Origin of the sequence: Sphingomonas sp. FARSPH, assembly GCF_003355005.1 — a bacterium.
Lineage (GTDB): Bacteria > Pseudomonadota > Alphaproteobacteria > Sphingomonadales > Sphingomonadaceae > Sphingomonas.
Map to the genome: position 1 here is coordinate 1420592 of NZ_CP029985.1, position 26294 is coordinate 1446885.

Below are 26294 nucleotides of genomic sequence, written 5' to 3' on the forward strand. Positions count from 1 at the left end.
CCGCTCGCCGCAGGCGAGTGGGGAGGGTGAGGGTGGGTACGGAACGGCCCGGATCAATGCGCCGCTCCCCAGCTTGGCCCCACGCCGATCTCGATGCCCAGCGGCACGGTCAGCTGCACCGCCGGCGCCGCCGCGTTCGCCATCACCTGTTCGATCACCGGCCGCGCCGCCGCGACATCGCCCTCGGGCAGTTCGAAGACGAGTTCGTCGTGGACCTGCAGCAGCATGCGCACGTCGTGCAGCCCTGCGGCGGCGAGGGCGGGTTCCATCCGCACCATCGCGCGCTTGATGATGTCGGCGCTCGTTCCCTGGATCGGCGCGTTGATCGCGGCGCGTTCGGCGCCCTGGCGCTCGTGCTGCACCTTGCTGCGGATGCGCGGGAAATGCGTCTTGCGGCCGAACAAAGTCTCGGTGAAGCCGCGCTCGCGCACCTGCGTCAGCGTTTCGGCGATGTAGCGGTTGATGCCCGGGAACCGCTCGAAATAGCGGTCGATCATCGCCTGCGCTTCGTCGGCACCGATATCCAGCCGCCCTGCGAGGCCCCAGCGGCTGATGCCGTAGAGGATCGCGAAGTTGATCGTCTTGGCACTGGCGCGCGTGTCGCGCGTCACCTCGCCGAACAATTCCTGCGCGGTCAGGCTGTGGATGTCGTCGCCGCGCGCGAACGCCTCGCGCAGCTGCGGCACGTCCGCCATGTGCGCGGCAAGGCGCAGCTCGATCTGCGAATAGTCGGCGGCGAGGATGACGTTGCCCGGTTCCGCCACGAAGGCGTCGCGGATCTGGCGGCCGACCTCGGTGCGGATGGGGATGTTTTGCAGATTGGGATCGGTCGACGACAATCGCCCGGTCTGCGCGCCGGTCAGCGAGTAACTGGTATGGACGCGGCCCGTCGCAGGGTTGATCTGCTCCTGCAACGTATCGGTATAGGTGTTCTTGAGCTTGGTGAGCTGGCGCCATTCGAGCACCTTGGTCGCGATCTCCGCGCCCGGCGAATCCCGGTCGGCCGCCAGCCGTTCCAGTTCGTTGACGTCGGTCGAATAGACGCCGCTCTTGCCCTTGCGGCCGCCCTTCAGGCCCATGCGCTCGAACAGCACGTCACCCAGCTGCTTGGGACTGCCGATCGTGAACGGCCCGCCGGCAAGGTCGTGGACGACGCCTTCCAGGCTGGCGATCTGCGTGGCGAAGTCGCCCGACAGCTGCGCCAGCTTCTCGCGATCGACCTTGACGCCGCGTGCCTCCATCCGGGCGATCACCGCGACCAGCGGCCGGTCGACCATCTGGTAGACGCGCGTGCCGCTCTCCACCGGCAGGCGTGCGGCGAACCGTCGCCACAATCGCAGCGTCACGTCGGCATCCTCGGCGGCGTATTTCGTCGCCGCCTTCAGATCGACCTCGTGGAAGCCTAGCGCTTTCTTGCCGGTGCCGACGACGTCCTTGTACGCGATGCAGCTGTGCGACAGGTGCGTCGCGGCGAGTTCGTCCATGCCGTGCCCGTGCAGTCCGGCATCGAGATCGAAGCTCATCACGATCGTGTCGTCATAGGGCGCGACCCGGACGCCCAGCCGCCCGAGCACGATCATGTCGTACTTCAGGTTGTGGCCGATCTTGAGGACGCTCGGATCCTCCAGCAGCGGCTTCAGCTTCGCCAGCGCGGCCTCCATGCCAAGCTGCGGCGGCTTTTCGGCGAACATGTCGGTGCCGCCATGCGCCAGCGGCACGTAACAGGCGAGATTGGGCGCCAGCGCCATCGACACGCCGACCAGCTCGGCGAGCATCGGATCCTTCGCGGTCGTCTCGGTATCGATCGCGACCCAGCCCTGGTGCCGCGCGACGGTGATCCAGCGATCCAGCGCACCCTCGTCGACGACCGTCTCGTAGCCGTCGTGATCGCATGCTGGCTCGTCGTCGTCGAACGCGACGTCGGTCGGCGATTCGGCAACGGGCGCATCGGCCACCTCGCCCAGACGCGAGAGCAAAGAGCGGAAACCGTGATGGTCGAGGAAGGCACGCAAAGGCGCGTCGGGAATGCCGTCCGCCAGCGACAGTTCCTCCAGCGGCTGCGGCAGCGGCACGTCGCAGGCAAGCTCGACCAGCTTGCGGCTGAGCCTCGCCGCGCCCGCATGCTCGATCAGATTGTCGCGCAGCTTCCCCTTCTTCATGCCTTCCGCCGCGGCGAGCACGCCCTCGACATCGCCATGCTCCAGGATCAGCTTGGCCGCGGTTTTCGGCCCGACGCCCGGCACGCCCGGCACGTTGTCGACGCTGTCACCCATCAGCGCGAGCACGTCGCCCAGCTTCTCCGGCCCGACGCCGAACTTCTCGACGACCGCGTCCGGCCCCAGTCGGCGGTTGTTCATCGTGTCGAGCATGTCGACCGACGGATCGGTCATCAGCTGCATCAGGTCCTTGTCGGAACTGACGATCGTCACCTGCCATCCCTGCGCCAGCGCCGCCTTGGTGTAGCTGGCGATCAGGTCGTCCGCCTCCCACCCCTGTTCCTCGATGCACGGCAGCGAGAAGGCGCGCGTCGCGTCGCGGATCATCGGGAATTGCGGGACCAGGTCCTCGGGCGGCGGCGGGCGGTGCGCCTTGTACTGGCCGTAGAGTTCGTTGCGGAACGTCTGGCTCGACTTGTCGAGGATGACCGCCATGTGCGTCGGCCCGTCCGCCTTGTGGAGGTCGTCGGCGAGCTTCCACAGCATCGTCGTATAGCCATAGACCGCGCCCACCGGCTCGCCATGCTTGTTGGTGAGCGGCGGCAGCCGGTGGTAGGCGCGGAAGATATAGCCCGAGCCGTCGACGAGATAGAGATGGGGCATCGCCCCTGCCGCTTAGCCGACTAGCGGGGTCGGACCAACCCGTTCCGGCAGGCTGCGGCACGGATATGGCAGGAGTGTGGCCTTCCCGTCACCTATCCTCCCCGGCACGGGGAGGGGGACCAGCGAAGCTGGTGGAGGGGGCTCACCTCGGACGCTGCGCTGCGTGGCGATCCCCCTCCGTCAGCGCTGGCGCGCTGCCACCTCCCCGCGAGCGGGGAGGATACGTCACCCCCGCGATCCTTCGGCATAGTCGGCGACCGCCGCCGCGACGCCGGCGATCAGTTCCTGCCGCTCGCGGATCGGACGGCGGCTGTCGCCGATCATCACCGCGATCGCGTAGCGGCGGCCATCGGGCGCGGTCAGCAGGCCGACGTCGTTGAAGCCCGCGTTGCGGCTGCCCAAATCCTGCCCCGTCCCGGTCTTGTGCGCGATCTTCCATCCCGCAGGCAGCGCCGAACGCAGCCGGGCGCGACCGGTGATCGAGGCGCCCATCGTATCGAGCAGGATGCGCGTCGACGTCTCGGTGAACAATTCCCCGCGCGCCAGCCGGGCGAGCGCATCGGCGATCGCGAGCGGCGCGGCGCCATCGGGGGGATCGTTGACATAGGCGTCGAGCGCGGCGGCGCGTACGGCGGGCGACAGGCGCGAACGCGCCGCCTCGAACCCGCCGCCCGTCGCCATCGTCGCCTGGTTCCAGGTGAGCCCCGCGGTTTGCGCCTGCAACAGGCGCTCGCCCGGGCCGAAGCGGATGTCGCCCAGCTGCTTGCGCTCGATCATGGCGCGTACCGCGGCGGGCCCGCCGACATAGGTCAGCAGCCGATCGTTGGCGGTATTGTCGCTCATCGTCAGTGCGCGGCGCAGCAATTCGCCGACCGTGGTGTGATAGCCATCGCCCTTCACCAGCATCGCGATCGGCTGATGGAAGAGCGTCAGATCCTCGCGCCGCACGACGATCGGATCGTCGAGCCGCGCCTTGCCCTGGTCGCGCAGGTCGAGCAGCGTCATCGCCACCCACAATTTGCTGACCGATTGTTGCGGCATGCGCGTGCGGGCGCCGGGGGACGCGACCGTCCAGCCTTCGTCCACCGCGCGGATCGCGATGCCGAACTTGCCATCGAAGCCGGCCGCGAGGCGATCGATCCGCTCGACCAGCTGCGCGGGCGCGACGCGGCGCGCGGGCGGCGCGACCGCGGGGATCGGGATCGACACCTCGACCGGCGGCGAGACGACGGGCGCGCGCGCGCTGCCGGCGGGGCGCTGGGTCGAACCGCAGGCGGCGGCGAGCATGAGACAGAGAAGGGGGGCCGAGCGGCCGAACGCGGACATACGGATGGTGAAGGGCCTCGTCGCGAGTGCGGTTCCGACCCTTATCTGCGGATCGCCGCGGGGAAACCGGGGGCGGCGGTCGCTGCGACGAGCCGCCGCTCTGTCGCGCCGAATCGCGCGCCGGTGGTTCAGATCAGCGCGAGTTCCGCCAGCCGGCCGACCAGCGCGGGGGGCAAAGCGGCAAGGCCCGTCGCATCGCCACCGAGATCGGCGGGCGCATCGCCCGGCTCGAGATAGCGCCAGCCCTGATGCGCGCGCTTGGGCCGCGCCTGGACGAGGATGAGCGCGGGATCGATATGGATCGCGACGCGCCCGCCTTCCGCCTCGCCGAAATGCAGGATCGGCGACCGTGCGACGAGCTGATGCTTGACGATCCAGAACAGCGACCCTTGCCCCGCCACCTCCTCGTGCCGCTTGGGCAGGTAGCGCGTGGTCAGGAACACCGGGCCATCGGCGGCGCGCGCGGTCAGGCGGTCGGCGAGCTGGTCGACGCTGGTCGCGCCGAACGCCACTTTGGTGAGGTGAAGCGCCATGGTCGGCAGCCCATGTGGGTCAACTGCCCAACCCCCACAAGGTCGCAAGGCCGAGGAAGGAGAAGAAGCCCATGACGTCAGTCGCCGTGGTCACGAACACCGCGGAGGACACGGCGGGATCGACGTTCGCCTTGTCGAGCGCGACGGGAACGACGACGCCGACGATCCCGGCGACGAGGCTGTTGATCATCATCGCGAGCGCGAAGACGAGCGACAGTTGCGCGTTGCCGAGGATGACGTAGCTGCCGAGCGCACCGACCAGGCCGAGCGCGACGCCGTTGCACAAGGCGATGCGGAATTCGCGCACCAGCATGCGCAGCGTGTTGGAACTGGTCAGCTGGTTGGTGGCGAGCGCGCGCACCACCACCGCCAGCGTCTGCGTCCCGGCATTGCCGCCGAGCGCAGAGACGATCGGCATCAGCGCGGCGAGCAGCGCGAAGCGGCCGATCTCGCCCTGGAACAGCCCGACGACGGACGCGGAGAGGATCGTCGCGCCGAGATTGACGACCAGCCAGGCGACGCGGCTCCTCACGGTCAGCCGGATCGGCTCGTTGATGTCGCCTTCGCCCGCGCCCGACAGGCGCAGCGCGTCCTCGCCCGCCTCCTGCTGGATGATGTGGACGATGTCGTCGACGGTGATCATGCCGACCAGCCGCTCGTCGTCGTCCACCACCGCGGCCGAGATCAAAGCATATTTCTGGAAGCGGAGCGCGACCTCTTCCTGATCCATATCGACCGGGATCAGCGTCTGTTCGCGCTTCATCACGTCCGACATGGCGATGCCGCGCGGCGTGCGCAGGATCCACGACAATTGGCAGGTGCCGACGGGGTGATGGCCGGCATCGACGACGAAGATTTCCCAGAAATCGGTCGTCAGTTCCTCGTGGCTGCGCAGGAAATCGATGACGTCGCCGACGGTCCAATGCTCGGGCACCGCGATCAGCTCGCGCTGCATCAGGCGGCCGGCGGACTCCTCGGGGTAGGACAAAGCCTCCTCGATCGCGGCGCGATCGTCGGGGTCGAGCGCGCGCAGCACGGCGCGCTGCTCGTCCTCGTCCATATCCTCGATGATCGCGACCGCGTCGTCGGTGTCGAGCGCCGCGGCGATGTCCGCGACCTGATGCGGCTCGAGCGCATCGATCAGCGTCTCGCGGACGTAATCGTTCATCTCGGCGAAGACGTCGCCGTTCAGCTGGTCGGCGACCGCGCGCGCGAGGGGGCCGCGATCCTCCTCCGGCACGATCTCGAAAAGGTCGGCGAGGTCGGCGGGGTGGAGCGGCTCGACGAGCTCGCGCGCTTCCTCGTCGTTATGCTCGCGCACCGCCTCGAGCACCGCATCGACGAATTCGGGACGCAGCCGGTCGTCCTCGTCGAGTTCGGTCTCGCCGTCCTCGTCGATCACCTCGGGAAGTTCGTGCTCGCTCATCGCCGCCTCCCTTCCGGTTCGCGCGCGGCCGGCCTTACCCGCACGTTTCGCCATTTGCCAGCGGGACGAAGCGACACTACCTGCCCGCCAGCAACAAGAGGAGCCGATCATGGCCGACACCGATTATCAGACGCTGACGCTCACCCTCGAAGGGGGCGACGTCACGATCCGCCTACGTCCCGATCTCGCGCCGAACCACGTTGCGCGCATCGCCGAGCTCGCCAACGAGGGCTTCTACGACGGTGTGCCCTTCCACCGCGTCATCCCCGGCTTCATGGCGCAGGGCGGCGACGGCGGGAACCACAATGGCACGGGCGGGTCGACCAAGCCCAACCTGAAGCAGGAATTCAACAAGGAGCCGCACGTGCGCGGCGTCTGCTCGATGGCGCGGACGATGGACCCGAACTCGGCGAACAGCCAGTTCTTCATCTGCTTCGACGATGCGCGCTTCCTCGACGGCCAGTACACCGTCTGGGGCGAAGTGACCGACGGCATGGACCTCATCGACGCGCTGCCGAAGGGCGAGCCGCCCGCGAACCCCGGCAAGATCGTCACGGCGCGCGCCGCCTGACGGCCGGCGGCGGACCGGCATCGCATCCGGTCCGCCGCATCCGGTCAGCTGACCTTCATGTTCGACGACACGTTGCTGAACGTCATCTGCAACTTGCCGCCCAGGCCCTTCATCGCGGCGATCGCGGCGACCGCGATCAACGCCGCGATCAGCCCGTATTCGATCGCGGTCGCGCCGCGGCGATCGCGCCGCAGCCGGTGGAATGGCGTCATCGTTTTTCTCCCGTTTTTTTGACGCGCGCCATTGGCACGGGGACTGGTTGACGGGCGGTTTACGCCGCCGCGCGATCGCCTTTGCTGTCCTCGCCCAAAGTGCGGATCAGCCAGTCGTGGAACAGTTTCACCGGGCGCTGCTGCAACGCGCGCGGGCGGCACACGAACCAGTGGCTGTACGGGCTGTCGACCTCGATATCGAACAGCCTGACGAGACGCGGGTCTTTCGCATTTTCGAAATGGCTCGCGTGCATGAAGGCGACGCCCAGCCCCTGCGCCGCCGCCTCCAGCATCAGCACGCCCGAATCGAAATAATCGGTGGCGAGCGGTTCGACGTCACCAAGGCCGATGGCGTCGCGCCAGGCGGAAATCGTGTCGGGCATCTCGCGATGGATCAACGCGGTCAGCCGCGACAATTGCTCGGGCCGCGTGACCGGATCGGGGCCGTCCAGCAGCGTCCGCGCGCCGATGACATAGACGGAGTTGCGGTCGAGCCGCTTGGCATAGAGCGACGGGTCGACCTCGCGCGCCAGCGCGACGACCGCATCGAGCCCTTCGCCCAGCCGCACGACGCCGTGGCCCGCGGTGTCGATGTCGAGATGCAGTTCGGGATGCTCGTGGCGCAGCTTGCCGAGGTGCGGGAACAGCCGCTGCGATGCGAACAGCGGCAGCACGCCGAGACGCACGCGCAGCACCTCCACCGTCCCGGTCAGCGATTCGACCGCGTCCGACAGCGAATCGAGCAACGGCGCGAGTTGCGCGAGCAGCCGTTCGCCATCGACGTTGAGGATCATCGCCTGGTGCCGCCGCTCGAACAGCGGGCGGTCGACGAACCGTTCGAGCGACTGGACGCGGCGGCTGAGCGCCGGTGCCGAGAGCGCGAGTTCGGCGGCGGCGGCCTTCACCGATCCCAATCGTGCGACCTGCACGAACGCCTCGATCGCGCCAAGCGGCGGCAGCCTGCGCATGATCCCTTAACCCTCTTGCCAGGTCGGTGGAACGACCGATCGCACCATCAAGTCAACGACGGTTGCAACTTCTGCAATCATAACCTGCGCTCTTCGCACTTGCAACATGATCCACATCGAAGCAAACGGATCGGGCCTTTCAGGCATCCTCTCCTAAAAACTTTCACGGGCCGCTCCTTCATGGACGCGGCCCTTTTTTTGTCCTCACGCGGTCGGCGCCGGGCTCGCATCGCAGGAACCGGCTTCCTACCTCGCGCGCTTCGAATTGCATTTTGAACGGCAAGAAGGACAGATCATGGCCGATGGCGACGCCCCGCAGCGCAAGATCCAGGTCGCGAATGCGCGCCCGGAGGATTCGGGCCGGGGTCTCGCGCACCTGCCGCGCAGCCTGATGGCGGCACTGGGCGTCGGCGAGGGCGACGTCATCGAGATCGTCGGCAAGCAATCGACGCCCGCACGTGCGGTCGGCCCCTATCCCGAGGACGAGGGCATCGACGTTCTGCGCATCGATGGGCTGCAGCGCGCCAACGCCGGCGTCGGTGCGGGGGATTTCGTCGAGGTGCGCCGCGTCGAATCGAAGCCCGCGACGCGCGTCGTCTTCGCACCGGCACAGCAGAATCTGCGACTTCAGGGGTCGGTACAGGCGCTGAAGCGCACCTTCTTCGGCCGCCCGCTCGCGCAGGGCGACATCGTCGCCACCGCCGGCCAGCAACGCGTCACCAACATGCCGCCGGGCGTGCAGCAATTCATGAACGCGCCCGCCTATGCGCTGCAGGAAATCCGCCTCGCGGTCGTCTCGGCCAGCCCGAAGGGCGTCGTGCATATCGACGAGAATACCGAGGTGGAGTTGCGCCCCGAATATGAAGAGCCGCAGCAAGCGCGTCGTGCCGACGTCACCTATGACGACATCGGCGGCATGGCGACCACGATCGACCAGCTGCGCGAGATGGTCGAACTGCCGCTGCGCTACCCCGAACTGTTCGAAAGGCTCGGCGTCGAGCCGCCCAAGGGTCTGCTGCTTTACGGCCCGCCGGGCACCGGCAAGACCCGCCTCGCCCGCGCGGTCGCGAACGAAAGCGACGCGCAATTCTTCCTGATCAACGGGCCGGAGATCATGGGTTCCGCCTATGGCGAATCGGAAGGGCGGCTGCGCGAGATTTTCGAGGAAGCGGCGAAGAGCGCGCCGTCGATCGTCTTCATCGACGAGATCGACTCGATCGCGCCCAAGCGCGGCAACGTGCAGGGCGAGGCGGAAAAGCGCGTCGTCGCGCAGTTGCTGACGCTGATGGACGGGCTGGAGGCGCGAGCCAATCTGGTCGTGATCGCCGCGACCAATCGGCCGGAGGCGATCGACGAGGCGCTGCGCCGGCCCGGCCGGTTCGATCGCGAGATCGTCGTCGGCGTGCCCGACGAACGTGGCCGGCGCGAAATTCTGGGCATCCACACCCGCGGCATGCCGTTGGCGGAGGGCGTCGACCTCGCCGAACTGTCGCGCACGACCTACGGTTTCGTCGGTGCCGACCTCGCCGCGCTGACGCGCGAGGCGGCGATCGAAGCGGTGCGCCGAATCATGCCCAGGCTGAACCTCGAGGAGCGGACGATCCCCGCCGAGGTGCTCGACACGCTGTCGGTGACGCGCGACGACTTCCTCGAGGCGCTGAAGCGCGTCCAGCCGAGCGCGATGCGTGAAGTGATGGTCGAGGCGCCGCGCGTCCGCTGGGAGGATGTCGGCGGCCTCGACAAGGCGCAGGAGCGGCTGAAGGAGGGCGTCGAACTGCCGCTCAGAAACCCCGACGCGTTCCGGCGGCTCGGCATCCGTCCCGCCAAGGGCTTCCTGCTTTACGGCCCGCCGGGCACGGGCAAGACGTTGCTGGCGAAGGCGGTCGCGCGCGAGGCGGAGGCGAACTTCATCGCCACCAAGTCGAGCGATCTGCTGAGCAAATGGTATGGCGAGAGCGAACAGCAGATCAGCCGGCTGTTCGCGCGCGCGCGCCAGGTCGCGCCGACCGTGATCTTTATCGACGAGCTCGACAGCCTCGTCCCCGCGCGCGGCGGCGGGCTGGGCGAGCCGCAGGTGACCGAGCGCGTCGTCAACACGATCCTCGCCGAGATGGACGGGCTGGAGGAACTGCAGTCCGTCGTCGTGATCGGGGCCACCAATCGGCCCAATCTCGTCGATCCTGCGCTGCTGCGGCCCGGCCGCTTCGACGAGCTGATCTACGTCGGCGTGCCCGACATGGAAGGCCGGCGACGGATTCTTGCGATCCAGACCGGCAAGATGCCGCTCGCGGCTGACGTAGACCTCGACGTGATCGCGGCGCGGACGGATCGGTTCACCGGTGCGGACCTCGAGGATGTCGTGCGCCGCGCCGGCCTGATCGCGCTGCGCCGCTCGGTGAGTGCACAGGAAGTCTATATGAGCGACTTCGAGGACGCACTGGGCGAGGCGCGGGCCAGCGTCACGCCGGAGATGGAGAAGGATTACGAACAGATCGCCGCGCGGCTGAAGCAGGACGCGGCGGCGATCCAGCCGATCGGCTTCGCGATGCCTGCGCGCAAGGCGCCATAGCGTCAGCGTAGCGCGCGCATGCCGTAGGCGGCGAGCAGGACCAGCGCACCCGCGACGACCAGATACGGCGCCGGGTGCGCCAGTTCGTAGAGGCCGATGCCGATCGAGGGGCCCAGCACGAAACTGGCGCCGTTGACGCTCGTCACCTTGCCCGCGACCGCGCCTTGCGCGGCGGGGCCGACCGCGAGGCTCGCGCCGGCGGTGAAGCCCGGCCGGGTGAAGCCGAAGCCGAGATTGGCGAGCGCATAAGCGGTGGCGATGCCGTAGAGCGAGGTGGCGATGCCGGTCAGCGCGCATCCTGCCGCGGCGAGCATTGCGCCGATCAGCACCAGCCGCCGCGGGCTGAGCCCGAGCAGCGGGATGACGCCCCATTGCACCAGCAACGCCGCGCCCGCGCCCATCATCAGCACGATCCCCGTCGGCGCCAGCGCGGCGGCGGGCGCGAGGTGCAGGCGGTCGATGACGAGAAAGCCGATCACCTGGCTCGCCACCGCCTGCGCATGGCCGGCGACGAGGCCCGCGATCATCCAGCCGCGCACGCGCGGGTCTGCGAAGCGTACCGTCTCGGCATGCGGCTGCGTCGCCGCGGCGACGCTCGCGCCCGTCGGCGCACCGCCGATCGAGGGATAGGCGGACGATACGCCGTGCCCGGGATGCGCGCCGAGCCGGTCGTCGGGCAGGATCGCGCGGACCGCCAGCGCGACCGCGATGCCGAAGCCCGCAAAGACGAAGGCGGGGCCCGCCAGCCCGATCTCCACCCCGCCGACCCGGCCGAGCAGCAGATAGGGCGCGATCGCCGGTCCCAGGATCGTACCGAGCCCGAAGGCGGAGGCGAGCAGGGTCAGCGCCCGCGTCCGCTCCTCGCGCCCCGTCTCGCCCGCGACCAGCGCCTGCACCGCCGGCGGCGCGGCCGATCCGCAACTGCCGTAGATCAGCCGGCCGGCGATGAAGAGTCCGAACGCCGCCGTGCCGCCGATCCAGCCGTTGATGCCGGCCGCAAGGAAGCTGCCGCACAGCAACAGCGATATCGCGAAGCCGGCGAGCCCGGTAAGGATCATCGCGCGCCGTCCGTGCCGATCCGATCGCGCCGCCCAGAACGGCGCGGCGATCACCCATAGCAGCGCCGATACCGAAAAGGCCGCCGCCACCGCCTGGTCCGCGACGCCAAGCGCGCGCCCCAGCGCGGGCAGCACCGATTGCAAGGCGGTATTGCCCGCCGCGATCGTCAGCATCACGACGAACAGCAGCGCAAAACGGCGGTCGGCTGCGCTGACGGCGCGGCTCACGCGCGCCGCCAGCGGTAATCGCGCGTCACCGCGGCGACGGTGACGGTGTAATCCTCATACCAAAGCTCGCGCCCGAGCGCGCGGATCGCCGCATGATCGGGATGGTGGCGCCACGCGATCGCCGCCGCCTCGTCCGCCCAATAGCTGACGGTGATGCCATATCCATCGGGTCCGCGCACGCTGTCCACGCCGCGATAGCCGGGCTGTCGCGCGGCGAGCGCGTCCATCCGCGCCGCCGCCGCGTCATAGCCGTCCGCATCCGCGTCCGTCCGCCGCGACGTGAAGATCACCGCCACCTGCCCGCGCCGCTCGCCGTCCATCCATCCCCCGGCGTGTCCGCATCCGATCGCGCGACACGCGCCGGCACGTGTCGCGCAGCCCTTGCCGCCCCGCAACCCCGCATGCCACCGGGCGAAACACGCCCGGTCGAGCAACCGTTGGTCTTGCAAGCTGTTTCACATTCGTGGCACGGGGATTGCCGTTGCGCGTCCTTTTCGGGACAACCACGAGACCAAGGAAGACGATGCCCAGTTCGACCACCGCCGCCCGGCGTTCGCGTTCCCGCCCGGCTGGCGTTCCCAGCCCCGTGGCGATGTTCTTCCAGGGTTTCCTGAAACATCCGGTGATGGTCGGCTCGATCATCCCGTCGTCGGACAAACTGATCCGCAAGATGCTGAAGCCGGTCGACTGGTCGGCGTGCAAGGTGTTCGTCGAATATGGGCCCGGCGTCGGCACCTTCTGCCGCCCGATCCTGGAGCGGATGGCGCCCGATGCGATCCTGATCGCGATCGACACCAATCCGGATTTCATCAACTACCTGAACCACGTCATCACCGATTCCCGGTTCGTCGCGGTGCACGGTTCGGCGGCGGACGTCGAACAGATCGTCCGCGATCAGGGGCGCGAGCAGGCGGATTTCGTCCTGTCGGGCCTGCCTTTTTCCACGCTGCCCGCGGGCGTCGGCCCGGCGATCGCCGCCGCGACGCAGCGCGTCATCCGCCCGGGCGGCGCGTTCCTCGTCTATCAGTTCTCGCCGAAGGTGAAGGATTTCCTCACCCCGCACTTCCGCAACATCGACCACGACATGGAATGGTGGAACGTGCCCCCCGCGCAGCTGTACTGGGCGTGGAAGGATTGATCCTTCCGCGCAGACTAAACGAAATTTTAGGGCAGCGCGCCCGTCTCACCCGCTTCACCACTATCATGGGTTAAGTTAGGCTGGCGTCACGATGGATGGACGCCGCCTTTCTCCCGCCCTGTTCCTGCACGAAGCGGCGATCCGCCGCGGCATGGAACTGATGATGTTCGCCCAGTCCCGCTTCGTGCGGACCGCGGACGAGAAGCTCGCCGAGCTGGGGCTGGGCCGGGCGCACCACCGCGCGCTCTATTTCATCGGCCGCAAGCCCGACATCACCGTCGGCGACCTGCTCGACCTGCTCGGCATCACCAAACAGTCGCTGAGCCGCGTGATGCGCGACCTGCTCGATCGCGCGCTGGTCGCGGTTCGCCATGGCGAGAACGACCGACGCAACCGGCTGCTGCGCCTGACCGATGAGGGGCGGGCGCTGGAGGCGGCGCTGTACGAAGAGCAATGCGCGCGCATGGCCGATGCCTACGCCTATGCGGGGCAGGAGGCGGTGAGCGGCTATTGGTCGGTGCTGGAGGCGCTGATCCCCGACGATGCGCGCGGCGCCATTGTCGCGCTGACGTGTCAGGCGTCCTCCACCCCGAAGTTCAGTCCGCGCGACACGCCGGGGTCGACGACCGCGATCAGCAGGTAGGCGACGAACTGGCGCAGCCGCTGGATCCAGCCGGTTTGCGCCTCGTACCGCTCGGCGGTGACGCGGTCCGACCGTGCGATCTCGCCCTCGACATAGCCGCGGACATGGTCGGCAAACGCCGCATCCTCGATCCGCAACATCAGTTCGAGGTTGATGAACAGGCTGCGCATGTCGAAGTTCGCCGATCCGACGTAGACCGCGTCGTCGATGACGTAGAGCTTGGTATGCAGCTTCGTCGGCTGGTATTCGTAGATTTCGACATGTTTGCGCAGCAGGCCGGCGTAGGTGAAGCGCGCCGCCGCGATCGTTGCCCCATTGTCGGATTTGGCGGCGGTGACGACGCGCACCCGCGCGCGTCGTCGCCCCGCCTTGTCGAGCCGTCGCAGCATCGTCGGCGACGGCGTGAAATAGGCGGCGATCACGTCGATGCGCCGGCCATGCCGCATGTCGTGGCGCACCGCGCGCGCCCAGGGCGACAGCCGCCGCGTCGGGCCGCCGATCAGCCAGCGCATCGACCCCTCTGGCTCGCTCCAGCGCGCCAGCGCACGATTGAGGTGGCGCAGTTTGCCTTTCGGCTGACACACCCAGTCCAGCAGCGCGTCGAAATAGCCCGCCAGCCGCGCCGCCGCCGGTCCTTCGACCAGCAGGCCAAGGTCGCGCCACGCCGCATCGGCGGGTGTGCCGAAATAATCGTCCTCGACGTTGAAGCCGCCGATGATGATCGATGCCGCCGCTTCGGCATCCGCGAGCGCCAGCTTCTGGTGATTGCGCAGCAGATAGCGTCGGCCGAAGCGCGGCGAGAAACGGCACACGGTGACGCCCGCTTCGGTCAGCGGTGCGAAGAAGGCGGGATTGCCCTCGCTGCCGAAACCATCGACGATCAGCGCGACCTTCACGCCCCGCGCCGCGGCCGCGATCAGGGCGGCGTTGACGCGCCGCCCGGTCTGGTCGTCGGCATAGATATAATAGAGGATGCGCAGCGAACGGGTCGCCCCGTCGATCAACGCCAGCAACGCATCGAGCCGCCGCGGCCCGGTGTCGAGCAAGGTCAGCTGGTTGCCGGCGACCGTGAAGGCGGGCTGTCCGGCGGGAGCGTCGGGCGGATCGGCCATGGTGCGAACGACGGCTCCAGGATTGGACAGGGAAAGGATCAACGATGCTGATCGCCTTGATGTTGCAGGCGGCGCAACCCCCGGCCGCCGCGTTCGACCATCCGTGGCTGCGCATCGGGCGCAGCCCCGCGCTGACGGGGGTCAGCGAGGAGATCACCGTCGCACGAATGTGGGACGGCGAAGGACCCGCGCGGCGCAGCGTCGACTGGGCGCGGCTGATCCGCCACGATCGTCGGGGCGGACGCCGGACGACGACGACCTTCTATGCGCAGGCGCTCACCTGTCCCGCGTTGGGGGCGCTGCCGACCGCCGTCGCCGCATTTCCGATGCCACATGCGATATCGCCCGATACGCCGACCGACATCGTGCTCGACGGCGTCGGCTATACGGCGACCCTCGACGCGGGCTATGGCGAACGGCCATCGACGATGACGGTCGAATCGAACGTCGACACGCCGCTCGCGGACTGGGTCGAGGCGCGTTTCGCCTCGCTACAGCCATGCTGGACGCCGGCCTGACCTGCCGTCTTTGACTTTGCGGGCCCGGCTTGGTAGAGGGCGCGCTTTCCATCATCGGTATTTGCGAAGGAAAGCGTCCATGGCGCGCGTCACTGTCGAGGATTGCGTCGACAAGGTTCCCAACCGCTTCGATCTCGTGCTGTTCGCGGCGCAGCGCGCGCGCCAGATTTCGGGCGGCGCCGAACTGACGCTCGATCGCGACCGCGACAAGAATCCGGTCGTCGCGCTGCGCGAGATTGCCGAGGAGACGGTGCGTCCCGATCATCTCGAGGAATCGGTGGTCGGCAGCCTGCAGCGCGTCCAGATCGACGACGACGACGAGGTTGATGCGGTCGGCTCGCTCAGCGCCTCGGCCGAGGCACTACGCCTCACCGCCGCCGCCCCGCCGCGCAACCAGAATCTGGGCGCGGATTACGAGGGGTGAGCATGAGGCCGCGGATCAGCGCCAGCTGATCCGCGCTTAACCGAATGCCGGCCAGCGGGCTGCAAGCCGGACTGACGACGCGGCTTTGCCGCGTCGTTTGCGTTTTGGGGTGTCGGCGATCACCCGATCGTCATCCCGGGGCAGGCCGGGACCCATGGGCTGCGGCGCGGCGCCAATTGTGCCATGTCGCTCCCGGCCAGGCGCTGCAGCCGATCCCACCCGAAAAGGCCGAAGCGCTCCGTCCCGCCGCGGCAAAGCCGCGTCGTCGGTCGTCCGCTGCGCGACGCCGGCCGGGGCCGCCGTTTGGCGCGGAACAGCTTTTACTATTCCGCGCGGCGGCCCTTGAAGCCTTGGGCGACGACGAACCACTCCACCGATCCCTTGCGGCTCGACGGCGGCTTGGCGTGCTTCACGCTCGCGAACGATCGCTTCATCTCCGCGACCAGCGCCGAATCGGCGCCGCCGGCGAACACCTTGGCGACGAACGTGCCGCCCGGTGCCAGCACGTCCTGCGCAAAGGCGAAAGCGGTTTCGACCAGTCCCATCGTGCGCAGCGCATCGGTCTGCGGATGGCCGACGGTGTTCGCTGCCATGTCCGACAGGACGAGGTCGGGCGCGCCGCCCAGCGCCTCCATCAATTTGCCCGGCGCGGCGTCGTCCATGAAATCCATCTGGAAGATCGTGACCCCCTCGATCGGATCGACGGGCAGCAGGTCGATGCCGACCACCTCCGCCTTGGGCAGGCGGCGCTTGATGACCTGGCTCCACCCGCCCGGCGCGATGCCCAGATCGACGACGCGCTTCGAATGACGGATGATGCCGAACCGTTCGTCGAGCTCGATCAGCTTGTACGCCGCGCGGCTGCGATAGCCTTCCGCCTTGGCGCGGCGGACATAAGGATCGTTGAGCTGGCGTTCCAGCCAGCGCGTCGATTGCGCGGTGCGGCCGCGCGCGGTCTTGACGCGGGTGCGCAGGCCGCCGCCGTCACGGCTCATCGTGCGCTGTCCCTAGTCGGGCGGATATCGGTCATGGCCGTGGGCTCCCCATCAGGCGGCGCAGGATTCCCTCGCGGATACCGCGATCGGCGATGCCGAGCCGCTCGGCGGGCCAGAGGTCGAGAATGGTTTCGAGGATGGCGCAGCCCGCGACGACCAGATCGGCGCGTTCGGTGCCGATGCACGCAAGCTGCGCACGCTCGGCGATCGCCATGCGCGACAGATCGGCGCTGATCCGGCGCATCGCGTCGGCTGGCACGATCAGGCCGTCGACCTGCGCGCGGTCGTAATGGCTGAGGCCCAGATGCACGCTGCCCAGCGTCGTCACCGTGCCGCTGGTGCCGAGCAGCCGCGGCCGCCGCACCGTTTTGGGCAGCCGTGCCGCGAAACCGGCGAAACTCTCCGCCACCGTCGCGCGCATCCGCGCATAGGCGGCGAGCCGGTCCTCCTGGGCGGCGGCCGTACCGCCCGCGCTTTCGGTCAGCGATACGACGCCCCAGGGCGCGGAATGCCAGTCGAGCACGCGCGGCATCGCGCCGCGCGGCGTGTCGATCAGCACCAGCTCGGTCGATCCGCCGCCGATGTCGAAGACGAGCGCGGGGTCGTCGCCCGGCTCGATCAATGCGTGGCAGCCGAGCACGGCGAGCCGCGCCTCTTCCTCGGCAGAGATGATGTCGAGGTGGATACCCGTCTCTTGATACGCGCGCGCGATGAAATCGGGGCCGTTGGCGGCGCGGCGGCACGCCTCGGTCGCCACGGATCGCGCCAGCGTCACGTTGCGGCGCTTGAGCTTGTCCGAACACACGCGCAGCGCCGCGATCGTCCGTTCGATCGCCGCGTCCGACAGCCGGCCGGTGGCGGACAGCCCCTCGCCCAGCCGCACGATGCGCGAAAAGGCATCGATGACCGCAAAGCCGTCGCCCTGTGGCCGCGCGATCAGCAGGCGGCAGTTGTTGGTGCCGAGGTCGAGCGCGGCGAAGGCCTGCGCATCGGACCAGCGACCGCGTTGCGGCCGCATCGGCGCCGGACGGGCAGGTTTGACCTGCCGGTACGGCTCTCGGGCGGATGTATCCCCCATGGCCGTGGTTCTTCTTTCGTTTCTGTTCTGCCGTCGCGGGTCGTGACCCGTTCGGTGCTTGCTCCCTAGGTAGCGCGCACGGCGCCGTGCGACAAGCCGAGTAACCGAGATTGACGTTGACAGCCCTGCACCCCCGGCCTAGAGGCGCCCTCCTGTTGCCCCGTCGTCTAAAGGTAAGACTACGGACTCTGACTCCGTCAATTGAGGTTCGAATCCTCACGGGGCATCCAGCGTTCTTCCCGAAAAATCAGCATCTCGACGCGGTTGCGTGGACGCGTCCGCGGGTCGAATCGGGATCGCGGCCGATCTTTTTCACCTGCACCGCCGCGACACTGAAGACCTGGGGCGCAGGATCGCTTAAGGCCGTGTCCGGCCCATGATCGACCCGTCGCCCCTTCCCCGCGAATCGATGCTTGCCCGGCTGTCGCAGCGGCAGGTCGATTGTCTGCGGCGGGTCGCGGAGCTGAAGAAGACCGAGCAGATCGCCGACGAGCTCGGCATCTCGCCCAGCACCGTCAACACCCATATCGAACGCGCGATGACCATCCTCGGCGCGCGCAGTCGCCGCGAGGCGGCGCGGTTCGTCGTCGCCGTGGATTCCGGCCCGCCGGCCCCGCCGCCCCCGCTGCCTATGTCGGAAGCCCGTGCGGCCGCGGACATATCGGCTCCCGAGAAACACCCTACCGAATTTTCGCGACTGTCCGAACCGGCGGCGGACCTGCCACCAGCGTCATCGGCGGTACCGGAGCTGCCGAGGCGCAACCGCCTCGATCCGCTCCAACGGATGGGCGTGGCGCTCCTTTCGCTCATCCTCCTGTGCCTGGCGATCGCCGGGCTCGGGGCCGCCATCGAACAGCTGAGCGCGTGGCGATCAAGCCTCGCGTCGACAGGGACCAACCACCCGGGCCGCGTCTGAAAACGGTCGGCCCGCCACGAAAGGGCAGACCATGAGCCAGGACGTCGCCGTTGCCGCGCACAAGGTGCGTGACGAATTCATCCCCGCCGAACAGGCCGCCGATATCGCCGCCGCGCGTACCGCCCGGCTGCTCGCCACGGTGCTCGAACAGCGCGCCGCCGCCGGCGTCGCCATGGGCATGGGCGCCCCGATGATCCGCAAGATCGCCAAGTCGCTCGCCGCGCAGATCGAGGCGCGCGAGGAATTCGTGATGGCGCACAAGCTCGCCGCCGCCTTGCCGGGCGAAATGGGCCTCGACCCGATGATGTTCGGCGATGCGTCCGAATGCCCGCCCGACGAGCAGCGTCCGTCCGGCTTCGGCGGTGCGCACGAGAACGTCGTCGCGATCCGCGCGGCCTGAGGCATCGCGGGCATGAACGTCGTCGCCTTCACGCTGCTGCTGCTGGCCACGGCCGCACTGGCGGGATGGCGCGGCGGGCAGCCCGAGAAGATCGTCGCGGGAATCTTCGTCGCCGCCTATCTCGCGACCTTCGCGAGCTATACGGCGGCGCCCGCGCGGTTCGCCCGGATCGAGCCCTTCGTCGCCGCGATCGACATCGCCGTTCTCGCCGGCGTAACCCTGGTCCTGCTGCGCGCGGACCGGTTCTGGCCGATCGCGGCGTTCGCCGCACAGGGGGTCGCGGTGTTGACCCACCTCATCAAACTGATCGACCCGGGTATCGTGCGCAAGGCCTATGCCATCGCGCTCGCCGCCCCGGGATGGCTGGCGGTGCTGATCCTGCTCGCCGGCGTGGTGCGTCATGCGCGCCGCGCCGCGACGTTCGGCCGTCAGCGCGACTGGAGCTGGTAGATAATGGATATGGACCAACCGCGCCGCTGGGCGGTCGAGGTCGTGCCGGGGGCGGATCGCGACAGGCTGTGTCCGCTGCCGCGCCACGACGTCGTCCCGAGCCGGTCGATCCCGCCCACGGCGCTTGCGATCGCGCAGGCGATCCGCCGGGTGCGCACGAGCGCGCGGTGCGGCGCGGCGGAGCATCGCGATCTGTTCGCCGATCCCGCTTGGGACATGCTGCTCGATCTCTATGTCGCCGAAGCGACCGGCCGGCGGGTCAGCGTATCGGATGCCTGCATCGCCGCCGCGGTGCCGCAGGCGACCGCCTTGCGCTGGCTCAACATGCTCGATCAGCGCGGGCTGGTCATACGGACCGCGGATCAGACCGATCGTCGCCGCTGGTGGATGACGCTGAGCGATGCGGGCGTCGCGCTCGTCGAGCGGATGTTGCCGCCGACGATGACCTGATCGCCGTTCAGCCGTCGCTGTGCCCGGTCGCGTCGGCGAGGATCGCGGCGACCGCCGCCACGTCCAGGCCGAACGCCGCCGCGAGCCCGCCGATCGATGCGCCGCGGCGGGCGAGTTCGCGGATGCGGCCTTCGTCGACCAAGGTCGTGTAGCCGCGCGTGTCGCGCTGTTCGCGCACGATGTCCTTGCGGCCCGATCCGCGGCTTCGGCGCGCCGCGGCGGCGTGCGGATCGACCGCGGCGAGCTGCTCCGCCGCCGCATGCCGGTCGCCCCGCGCGGTTTCGCGGGCCTGCGCGCCTGCGGCCCGTTCCGCCGCCCGTGCCGCCAGCCGCCCGGCGAGCGCGGCATCGCGCGATGCGCTGCGTTCGTCGCGCAGCCGCGCGCGTTCCGCGGCGCGATCGGCCGGCGCGCGGTTGCTTCTGACGCGAAATCCCGGCGCCGCATCGCCGCCGCCCCAGCTCTTGTCGGCCACGAGACGATGATCCCGTTCGGTTTTTGGTGTTTGGCGCGCCCGGAACGATTCGAACGTCCGACCCTCAGATTCGTAGTCTGATGCTCTATCCAGCTGAGCTACGGGCGCTTGGGAGCGGCGCAGCTATGCGATCCTGACGGCGGACGCAACCCCTGCGCGCATCGGTGGTTGTGGCCGACATGCCGACGCTCGATCCCCGTACCACCGCGCTCATCCTCATCGACCTGCAGGCGGGGATCGTCCCCGGCGACAAGGGGCCGCGGTCGAGCGCGGACGTCGTGGCGACCGCCACCGCGCTCGCCGACCGCTTCCGCGGCGCGGGCGCGCCCGTCGTGCTGGTCCATGTCGATTTCGGGCCCGGCGACATGCCCAGCCTGAACGTCGACGCGCCGCGCCTGCCGAAGGACGGCACGCCGCCGGGCTTCGCCGATTTCGTCGATGGCGTGCGCCAGCCCGGCGACATCGTCGTGCTGAAGCACCATTGGGGTGCGTTCACCGGCACCGATCTAGACCTGCAGCTGCGCCGCCGCGGCGTGAAGACGCTGGTCGTCGCCGGCATTGCGACCAATTTCGGCGTCGAATCGACCGTGCGCAGCGCGTGGGAGCTGTCCTACGATGTCGTCGTCATCGAGGATGCCTGCACCTCGCGTTCCGCCGAGCTGCACGATTTCGCGATCCGCCACATCCTGCCGCAGATTGCGCGCGTCGTCGCCAGCGATTCGATCGCCTTGGCCTGAGGCTATTTCGCCTCGGCGATCAGCTTGGCCGCCGCCGCGCCCGTCCAGTCGTTGCCCCCGCGCCAGCGCCACACCTCCCTGCCCGTCGAATCGAACAGGATCGTCATCGGCAGGTTGGCGCCATAGCCGAGTGACAGCGCCATTTTGGCGTCGATATACGGCGTCAGCGCGCCGCCGCCGTGGTCCTTGAGGAAGGCGGGGACCTTCTCCGTCCCCTGCATATCCTGACTGATCGCCGCGACGCGCACCGCGCCCGATGCCGAAAGCCGGCCCAGCGTCGGCAGCTCCGCGACGCACGGCCCGCACCAGGTCGCCCACAAATTGACCAGCACCGGCTTGCCGCGGAAGGCGGCGAGGCTGGTCGGCTTGCCGTCCGGCCCGGTGAAGGCGGCGGTCGGCGCGGCCTCGCCCGCGTGGCTGCGATCGAGCCCGATCGCCGCGGCGGCCGGCTGGCCCGTGGCGGGCGCGGCTTCGTCGGGGGAGGGGGCCGCGACGTTCGCCGTGCCCGCCGCGTCCGCTTTGCCCGCCTCGCCTTGTGCGTTCCCCGCGCTTTGCCTATCGCAACCCGCGATGGCGAGCGCCAGGAGACCAACCATCGCGACGCGCGCAAAAGGTGACGGGGACATGAGCGGTTCCAATTCGATGTGGGGCGGACGGTTCGCCGAAGGCCCGGCCGCGGTGATGCGCGAGATTAACGCATCGATCCCGTTCGACAAGCGCATGTGGCGCCAGGATATCGCCGGATCGAAGGCGCATGTCGCGATGCTCGCCGCGCAGGGCATCGTCGCCGCCGAGGATGCCGCCGCGATCGACGCCGGGCTCGACCGCGTTGCTGCGGATTATGCCGCGAACGGCGTCACCGAGGATCTCGTCCTCGAGGATATCCACATGCAGACGGAGGCGCGGCTGGCCGAGGCGATCGGCCCGGTCGCCGGCCGCCTGCACACCGCGCGCAGCCGCAACGACCAGGTCGCGACCGATTTCCGCCTGTGGGTGCGCGATGCGATCGACCAGACGCTGGTGGCGCTCGACGGCTTCCGCACCGCGTTGCTGGCCCGCGCGGAACAGCATGCCGGCGACGTGATGCCCGGCTTCACGCACCTGCAATCGGCGCAGCCGGTGACGCTGGGCCATCACCTGATGGCCTATGTCGAGATGGCGAGGCGCGACGTATCGCGCTTCCGCGACGCACGCGTCCGGATGAACCTCTGCCCGCTCGGCAGCGCGGCGCTTGCCGGCACCGGCTTCCCGGTCGACCGCCACGCCACCGCCGCGGCGCTCGGTTTCGACGGGCCGACGCGCAACAGCCTGGATGCGGTCAGCGACCGCGACTTCGCGCTCGATTACCTGACCGCCGCCGTCCAATGCTCGCTCCACCTGTCGCGCCTCGCCGAGGAATTCGTGCTGTGGGCGTCGCAGCCGTTCGGCTTCGTCGCGCTTTCCGACCAATGGTCGACGGGCAGCTCGATCATGCCGCAGAAGCGCAACCCCGACGCCGCCGAACTGGTGCGCGGCCATGCCGGGCGCATCATGGGCTGCATGACCAGCCTGATGGTGACGATGAAGGGCCTGCCGCTCGCCTATTCCAAGGACATGCAGGACGACAAGCCGCCGGTGTTCGAGTGCCACGACCTGCTCGGCCTGTCGATCGCGGCGATGACGGGGATGGTCGAAAGCGCGACCTTCCGCACCGACCGGATGCGCGGCCTTGCCGAAAGCGGTTTTGCCACCGCAACCGATTTCGCCGACTGGCTGGTGCGCGCGGCGGGGCTGCCGTTCCGCGAGGCGCATCACGTCACCGGCCGCGCGGTGAAGCGCGCCGAGGAGCTGGGCGTCCGGCTCGACCAGCTGCCCTTTGCCGAATTCCAGGCGATCGACGCGCGCGTCGACGAAAGCTTATACGACGTGCTGTCGGTCGACGCCTCCGTCGCCAGCCGCACCAGCTTCGGCGGGACCGCGCCCGTCAATGTGCGCGCCGCGATCGCCGCTGCGCGGGAGACGATGTGATGCAGCGCCGCACGATCCTCGCCTGCGCCGCCGCGCTCGCGCTTGGCGGCTGCGGCGCGGTCGCCGATCTGGAGCCGCCCGAGGGCCGGCCGCTCCCCGTCGCGCCGCGCGGCGCGACCGCGACGCCGACCCCCAAACAATTGCTGACGCCGACGCCGCAGCAGCGCCCGCAGCGCAGCGACGAATTGCTGAAACAGTCGGATGAGCGCCGGTCGGACGAATTCGACCTGCCCCCGACCTGACCGATCTGCCGGGAGTATCATGGACCATTTCGCCTATCGTGACGGCATCCTGCATTGCGAGGACGTGCCGCTGACGCGGATCGCGGCAGAGGTGGGTACGCCCGTCTACGTCTATTCCACCGCGACCTTCCGCCGCCACGCCCGCGCGTTCCGCGACGGGCTGGCGGCGCTGCCGAACGTCCACCTCGCCTATGCGATCAAGGCCAACCCCAATCTCGCGGTGCTGCGCGTGCTGGCGGACGAGGGCTATGGCGCGGACGTCGTCTCGGGCGGCGAGATGGCGCGCGCGCTGGCGGCGGGCATCCCGGCCGCGGACATCGTCTTTTCCGGCGTCGGCAAGACGCGCGCCGAATTGCAGAAGGGGCTGGACGAGGGCATCGGCCAGTTCAACCTAGAGCTGGAGGAGGAGGGCGTCGTCCTCGCCCGCCTCGCCGCCGCGGCGGGCAAGCGCGCGCCCGCGACGTTGCGCGTCAATCCGGATGTCGACGCGGGCACGCATGCGAAGATTTCGACCGGCCGGCGCGAGAACAAGTTCGGCGTGTCGATCGATCAGGCGCCCGCGATGTTCGCGCGCCTCGCCGCGCTCGACGGCCTCGACCTGAAGGGCGTCGCCTGCCACATCGGCAGCCAGCTGTCCGACCTGTCGCGGCTCGAGGAAGCCTATGCGCGGATCGGTGCGCTCGTCGCGACGCTGCGCGCCGCCGGGCACACGATCAGCCGTGTCGATCTGGGCGGCGGGCTGGGCGTGCCGTACAAGGCCGATGACGTGCTGCCGAGCCCGGCGGACTATGGCGCGATGGTCGCGCGCGCGACCGCGGGCTGGGACGTCGAGCTGATGTTCGAACCCGGCCGCGTCATCGCGGGCAATGCCGGCGTGCTGCTCACCGAGGTGATCTGGGTCAAGCCCGGCGTCGAACACCCCTATGTCATCGTCGACGCCGCGATGAACGATCTGGCACGCGTCGCGCTTTACGACGCATGGCACGATTTCGCCGCGGTGCGGCCGACCGGCGCGCGGATGACCGCCAATATCGCCGGGCCGGTGTGCGAGACGGGCGACACGTTCGCGCTCGCGCGCGACATCGATGCGGTCGCGGGCGGCGACCTTGCCGTATTGCGCACCGCGGGCGCCTATGGCGCGACGATGGCGTCGACGTACAACAGCCGGCCTCTCGTGCCCGAGGTGCTGGTCGACGGCGATCGCTATGCCGTCGTCGCCGACCGCATTGCCGCGGAGACGATCCTGGCGGCGGAACGCGTGCCGGAATGGCTGCAACCCAGGGCCGCCGGATGAGCCTGCACAGCCTGCCGCTGTTCGTGCGGCTGGCGGGCCGTCCGGTGATGCTGATCGGCGAAGGCGACGCCGCCGACGCGAAGCGGCGACTGCTCGAACGCGCCGGCGCGACGATCGTCGGCGAGGACGCGTCGGCGGCGCTGGCGATCGTCGCGCATCCCGACCCCGACGCCATCGTCGCCCGGCTGAAGACGCGTGGGCTTCTGGTCAACGCGGTCGACCGGCCCGACCTGTGCGATTTCACGCTGCCCGCGATCGTCGATCGCGATCCGGTGATCGTCGCGATCGGCACGGGCGGCGTCTCCGCCGGGCTCGCCGCGGCGCTCCGCCAGCGGCTGGAGGCGTTGCTGCCCGCGCGTCTCGGGGCGCTGGCGCGTGAACTGTTCGCGTCGCGCGCGGAACTGCGTGAACGCTGGCCCGATGGCGGCGAGCGGCGACGGATGCTCGCCGCCGGGATGGCCGCGGGCGGCCTGCTCGATCCGCTCGGCAATGGCCGTGACGGCGATGTCTGGACCTATATCGTGACGGCGGGCGCGCCGGTGCAGGGCATCACGCAGACGATCCGGTTGCGCAGCGACGACCCCGACGACCTGACGCTGCGCGAGGCGCGCGCGCTGGCCGGGGCCGATCGCGTGATCCACGATGCGGACGTGCCCGCCGCGATTCTCGATCGCGCGCGCGCGGACGCCGAAAGGCTGCCCGCGCCGGCGGACGCGGGTGAAGGACTGACGGTGAGGATCATGCGCGCATGAGCGGTTTCGGCTATCGCATCCAGAACGGCCGGGCGGAGGAGATTTCGTTCAAGGACGCGCTGTGCACCGGCGCCGACCTCGTCTGGATGCACCTGTCGACGACCGCGGAGCATGCGCAATTGTGGCTGCGCGAGCGCGCGAAGCTGCCCGACTATGTCGTCGATGCGCTGACCGCGCAGGAAACGCGGCCGCGCTGCGAAGCGTTCGACGATGGCGCCTTCCTCAATCTGCGCGGCCGGTCGAGCGAGGAGCTCGACACCACGGACCTGCTCGCCTCTGTGCGCATCTGGGCGGTAAAGGGCCATGTCTATTCGGTGACGCGCAAGCCTCTCGTCGCCGTCGCATCGGTGCGAACACAGGTGGAATCGGGCAAGATCGCCGATCCGGGCGACCTGATCGCCGCCTTCGCCACCGCGATCACCGCCGATCTCGACCCCGAAGTCGCCGACCTCGGCGACCGGCTCGATTCGTGCGAGGCGGATCTCGATGCCGCGCGCGTCTTCGAACTGCGCCGCACCGTGACGCAGGTGCGCGTCGCCGCGATCGGCTATCGCCGCTTCCTCAGTCCGCAGCGGACCGCGCTGGACACGCTGGCGGCGCTACCCGGCGACTGGCTGCACCAGGACGATCGCCGCCACCTTGCCGCCGCCGCCGATCGCGCCGCGCGCATGGCCGAGGAGTTGGAGGCGATCCGCGAACGCGCCGCGCTGACGCACGAGGCGCTGACCGATCTGCGCAGCGAACAGATCGATCACCGATCGCTGATCATCTCGATCGTCGCGATGATCTTCCTGCCGCTGACCTTCATCACCGGATTGTACGGCATGAACGTCGACAACCTGCCCTATCAGCACGAACCCTGGGCATTCGATGCGATTACCGCGGTTTGTGCGCTGATCGCGGTGGGAGTTACGATTTACTTCGTCCACCGCCACTGGTTCCAACGATAGCGGCGG

The 26294-nt window shown here is 69.2% G+C and carries 29 protein-coding genes and 2 tRNA genes; 17 read left to right on the forward strand and 14 right to left on the reverse strand.

Going from position 1 to position 26294, the window contains the following annotated elements:
* Nucleotides 1-53: 53 nt before the first annotated feature.
* The 4 genes from polA to mgtE form a co-directional block, all read right to left on the reverse strand.
* Nucleotides 54-2819, reverse strand: a complete 2766-nt coding sequence (gene polA, locus DM480_RS06945) for a DNA polymerase I (RefSeq protein ID WP_115378181.1) — start codon at nt 2817-2819, stop codon at nt 54-56.
* 225 nt (nt 2820-3044) lie between these two features.
* Nucleotides 3045-4145: a serine hydrolase gene (locus tag DM480_RS06950; protein WP_198665917.1), complete on the reverse strand. Its 1101-nt coding sequence runs from the start codon at nt 4143-4145 to the stop codon at nt 3045-3047.
* Nucleotides 4146-4273: 128 nt separating this feature from the next.
* Nucleotides 4274-4678 carry a DUF1489 family protein gene (locus DM480_RS06955; RefSeq protein WP_115378183.1) on the reverse strand — a complete coding sequence of 135 codons (405 nt, stop codon included), beginning with the start codon at nt 4676-4678 and terminating at the stop codon, nt 4274-4276.
* A 19-nt stretch (nt 4679-4697) separates the two neighbouring features.
* The gene (mgtE, locus tag DM480_RS06960; protein ID WP_115380964.1) at nt 4698-6104 is read right to left on the reverse strand and encodes a magnesium transporter; all 1407 of its coding nucleotides are present in this window, start codon (nt 6102-6104) and stop codon (nt 4698-4700) included.
* A gap of 109 nt (nt 6105-6213) precedes the next feature.
* Here mgtE and DM480_RS06965 point away from each other — a divergent pair, with 109 nt between their 5' ends.
* A complete protein-coding gene (locus tag DM480_RS06965) occupies nt 6214-6675 on the forward strand; it encodes a peptidylprolyl isomerase (RefSeq protein WP_115378184.1) in 462 nt (153 codons plus the stop codon).
* A 44-nt stretch (nt 6676-6719) separates the two neighbouring features.
* On the opposite strand, the gene DM480_RS06970 is transcribed toward DM480_RS06965, so the two are convergent.
* Nucleotides 6720-6887 (reverse strand): Flp family type IVb pilin, encoded by a 168-nt coding sequence (locus DM480_RS06970; RefSeq protein ID WP_115378185.1) that lies wholly within the window; start codon nt 6885-6887, stop codon nt 6720-6722.
* 59 nt (nt 6888-6946) lie between these two features.
* Complete coding sequence (locus DM480_RS06975; RefSeq protein WP_115378186.1) at nt 6947-7855, reverse strand: LysR substrate-binding domain-containing protein; 909 nt, start codon at nt 7853-7855, stop codon at nt 6947-6949.
* Between the two features lie 295 nt (nt 7856-8150).
* Between DM480_RS06975 and DM480_RS06980 the strand changes: the two genes are divergently transcribed.
* Complete coding sequence (locus DM480_RS06980) at nt 8151-10424, forward strand: CDC48 family AAA ATPase (protein ID WP_115378187.1); 2274 nt, start codon at nt 8151-8153, stop codon at nt 10422-10424.
* Nucleotides 10425-10426: 2 nt separating this feature from the next.
* Here the strand turns inward: DM480_RS06980 and DM480_RS06985 are convergent, their stop codons facing one another.
* Together DM480_RS06985 and DM480_RS06990 are read right to left on the reverse strand one after the other, a co-directional pair.
* Nucleotides 10427-11656, reverse strand: coding sequence for an MFS transporter (locus DM480_RS06985; RefSeq protein ID WP_232834188.1), 1230 nt, complete (start codon nt 11654-11656; stop codon nt 10427-10429).
* 50 nt (nt 11657-11706) lie between these two features.
* Nucleotides 11707-12030 (reverse strand): antibiotic biosynthesis monooxygenase family protein, encoded by a 324-nt coding sequence (locus tag DM480_RS06990; RefSeq protein ID WP_115378189.1) that lies wholly within the window; start codon nt 12028-12030, stop codon nt 11707-11709.
* Between the two features lie 203 nt (nt 12031-12233).
* Here DM480_RS06990 and DM480_RS06995 point away from each other — a divergent pair, with 203 nt between their 5' ends.
* Together DM480_RS06995 and DM480_RS07000 are read left to right on the forward strand one after the other, a co-directional pair.
* Nucleotides 12234-12848 (forward strand): class I SAM-dependent methyltransferase, encoded by a 615-nt coding sequence (locus tag DM480_RS06995; protein ID WP_115378190.1) that lies wholly within the window; start codon nt 12234-12236, stop codon nt 12846-12848.
* A 91-nt stretch (nt 12849-12939) separates the two neighbouring features.
* Nucleotides 12940-13491 carry a MarR family winged helix-turn-helix transcriptional regulator gene (locus DM480_RS07000; protein WP_115378191.1) on the forward strand — a complete coding sequence of 184 codons (552 nt, stop codon included), beginning with the start codon at nt 12940-12942 and terminating at the stop codon, nt 13489-13491.
* Here the strand turns inward: DM480_RS07000 and DM480_RS07005 are convergent.
* Nucleotides 13422-14603, reverse strand: coding sequence for a phospholipase D-like domain-containing protein (locus tag DM480_RS07005; RefSeq protein ID WP_115378192.1), 1182 nt, complete (start codon nt 14601-14603; stop codon nt 13422-13424). The genes DM480_RS07000 and DM480_RS07005 overlap by 70 nt on opposite strands.
* A gap of 44 nt (nt 14604-14647) precedes the next feature.
* On the opposite strand from DM480_RS07005, the gene DM480_RS07010 reads away from it, so the two are divergent.
* Both DM480_RS07010 and rpoZ read left to right on the forward strand, forming a co-directional pair.
* Entirely contained in the window at nt 14648-15121 is a 474-nt protein-coding gene (locus DM480_RS07010) for a hypothetical protein (protein WP_115378193.1), read from the forward strand.
* Nucleotides 15122-15200: 79 nt separating this feature from the next.
* Nucleotides 15201-15545: a DNA-directed RNA polymerase subunit omega gene (gene rpoZ, locus DM480_RS07015; protein ID WP_115378194.1), complete on the forward strand. Its 345-nt coding sequence runs from the start codon at nt 15201-15203 to the stop codon at nt 15543-15545.
* 323 nt (nt 15546-15868) lie between these two features.
* On the opposite strand, the gene DM480_RS07020 is transcribed toward rpoZ, so the two are convergent.
* Together DM480_RS07020 and DM480_RS07025 are read right to left on the reverse strand one after the other, a co-directional pair.
* Nucleotides 15869-16540, reverse strand: a complete 672-nt coding sequence (locus DM480_RS07020) for an RlmE family RNA methyltransferase (RefSeq protein ID WP_115378195.1) — start codon at nt 16538-16540, stop codon at nt 15869-15871.
* A gap of 31 nt (nt 16541-16571) precedes the next feature.
* On the reverse strand, nt 16572-17618 hold the full coding sequence (locus DM480_RS07025; protein WP_115378196.1) for a Ppx/GppA phosphatase family protein: 1047 nt from the start codon (nt 17616-17618) through the stop codon (nt 16572-16574).
* A gap of 156 nt (nt 17619-17774) precedes the next feature.
* On the opposite strand from DM480_RS07025, the gene DM480_RS07030 reads away from it, so the two are divergent.
* From DM480_RS07030 to DM480_RS07050, 5 genes are all read left to right on the forward strand, one after another.
* Nucleotides 17775-17848 (forward strand) — tRNA-Gln (locus DM480_RS07030).
* A gap of 146 nt (nt 17849-17994) precedes the next feature.
* A complete protein-coding gene (locus DM480_RS07035) occupies nt 17995-18534 on the forward strand; it encodes a helix-turn-helix domain-containing protein (RefSeq protein WP_115378197.1) in 540 nt (179 codons plus the stop codon).
* A gap of 31 nt (nt 18535-18565) precedes the next feature.
* Nucleotides 18566-18934, forward strand: a complete 369-nt coding sequence (locus DM480_RS07040) for a hypothetical protein (protein ID WP_115378198.1) — start codon at nt 18566-18568, stop codon at nt 18932-18934.
* A 12-nt stretch (nt 18935-18946) separates the two neighbouring features.
* Nucleotides 18947-19384 carry a hypothetical protein gene (locus tag DM480_RS07045; RefSeq protein ID WP_115378199.1) on the forward strand — a complete coding sequence of 146 codons (438 nt, stop codon included), beginning with the start codon at nt 18947-18949 and terminating at the stop codon, nt 19382-19384.
* Nucleotides 19385-19393: 9 nt separating this feature from the next.
* Complete coding sequence (locus DM480_RS07050; RefSeq protein ID WP_115378200.1) at nt 19394-19834, forward strand: hypothetical protein; 441 nt, start codon at nt 19394-19396, stop codon at nt 19832-19834.
* A 7-nt stretch (nt 19835-19841) separates the two neighbouring features.
* Here DM480_RS07050 and DM480_RS07055 read toward each other — a convergent pair whose 3' ends face one another.
* Entirely contained in the window at nt 19842-20306 is a 465-nt protein-coding gene (locus DM480_RS07055) for a hypothetical protein (protein WP_115378201.1), read from the reverse strand.
* A gap of 31 nt (nt 20307-20337) precedes the next feature.
* Nucleotides 20338-20414, reverse strand: a tRNA-Arg gene (locus DM480_RS07060).
* Between the two features lie 71 nt (nt 20415-20485).
* Here DM480_RS07060 and DM480_RS07065 point away from each other — a divergent pair.
* The gene (locus DM480_RS07065) at nt 20486-21043 is read left to right on the forward strand and encodes an isochorismatase family protein (protein ID WP_115380966.1); all 558 of its coding nucleotides are present in this window, start codon (nt 20486-20488) and stop codon (nt 21041-21043) included.
* A 2-nt stretch (nt 21044-21045) separates the two neighbouring features.
* Here DM480_RS07065 and DM480_RS07070 read toward each other — a convergent pair whose 3' ends face one another.
* The gene (locus tag DM480_RS07070) at nt 21046-21669 is read right to left on the reverse strand and encodes a TlpA family protein disulfide reductase (RefSeq protein WP_115378202.1); all 624 of its coding nucleotides are present in this window, start codon (nt 21667-21669) and stop codon (nt 21046-21048) included.
* Between the two features lie 16 nt (nt 21670-21685).
* Between DM480_RS07070 and argH the strand changes: the two genes are divergently transcribed.
* Genes argH through DM480_RS07095 form a run of 5 tightly spaced genes read left to right on the forward strand, consistent with a single transcriptional unit; the run spans nt 21686 to nt 26288 of the window.
* The gene (gene argH, locus DM480_RS07075) at nt 21686-23050 is read left to right on the forward strand and encodes an argininosuccinate lyase (protein ID WP_115380968.1); all 1365 of its coding nucleotides are present in this window, start codon (nt 21686-21688) and stop codon (nt 23048-23050) included.
* Nucleotides 23050-23292 (forward strand): hypothetical protein, encoded by a 243-nt coding sequence (locus tag DM480_RS07080; protein WP_115378203.1) that lies wholly within the window; start codon nt 23050-23052, stop codon nt 23290-23292. The genes argH and DM480_RS07080 overlap by 1 nt, the downstream gene beginning before the upstream one ends.
* 19 nt (nt 23293-23311) lie before the next feature.
* Nucleotides 23312-24586 carry a diaminopimelate decarboxylase gene (gene lysA / locus DM480_RS07085; RefSeq protein ID WP_115378204.1) on the forward strand — a complete coding sequence of 425 codons (1275 nt, stop codon included), beginning with the start codon at nt 23312-23314 and terminating at the stop codon, nt 24584-24586.
* A complete protein-coding gene (locus DM480_RS07090; RefSeq protein ID WP_198665941.1) occupies nt 24583-25338 on the forward strand; it encodes a precorrin-2 dehydrogenase/sirohydrochlorin ferrochelatase family protein in 756 nt (251 codons plus the stop codon). The genes lysA and DM480_RS07090 overlap by 4 nt, the downstream gene beginning before the upstream one ends.
* Nucleotides 25335-26288: a CorA family divalent cation transporter gene (locus DM480_RS07095; protein WP_115378205.1), complete on the forward strand. Its 954-nt coding sequence runs from the start codon at nt 25335-25337 to the stop codon at nt 26286-26288. Before DM480_RS07090 ends, DM480_RS07095 begins: the two co-directional genes overlap by 4 nt.
* Nucleotides 26289-26294 lie beyond the last annotated feature (6 nt).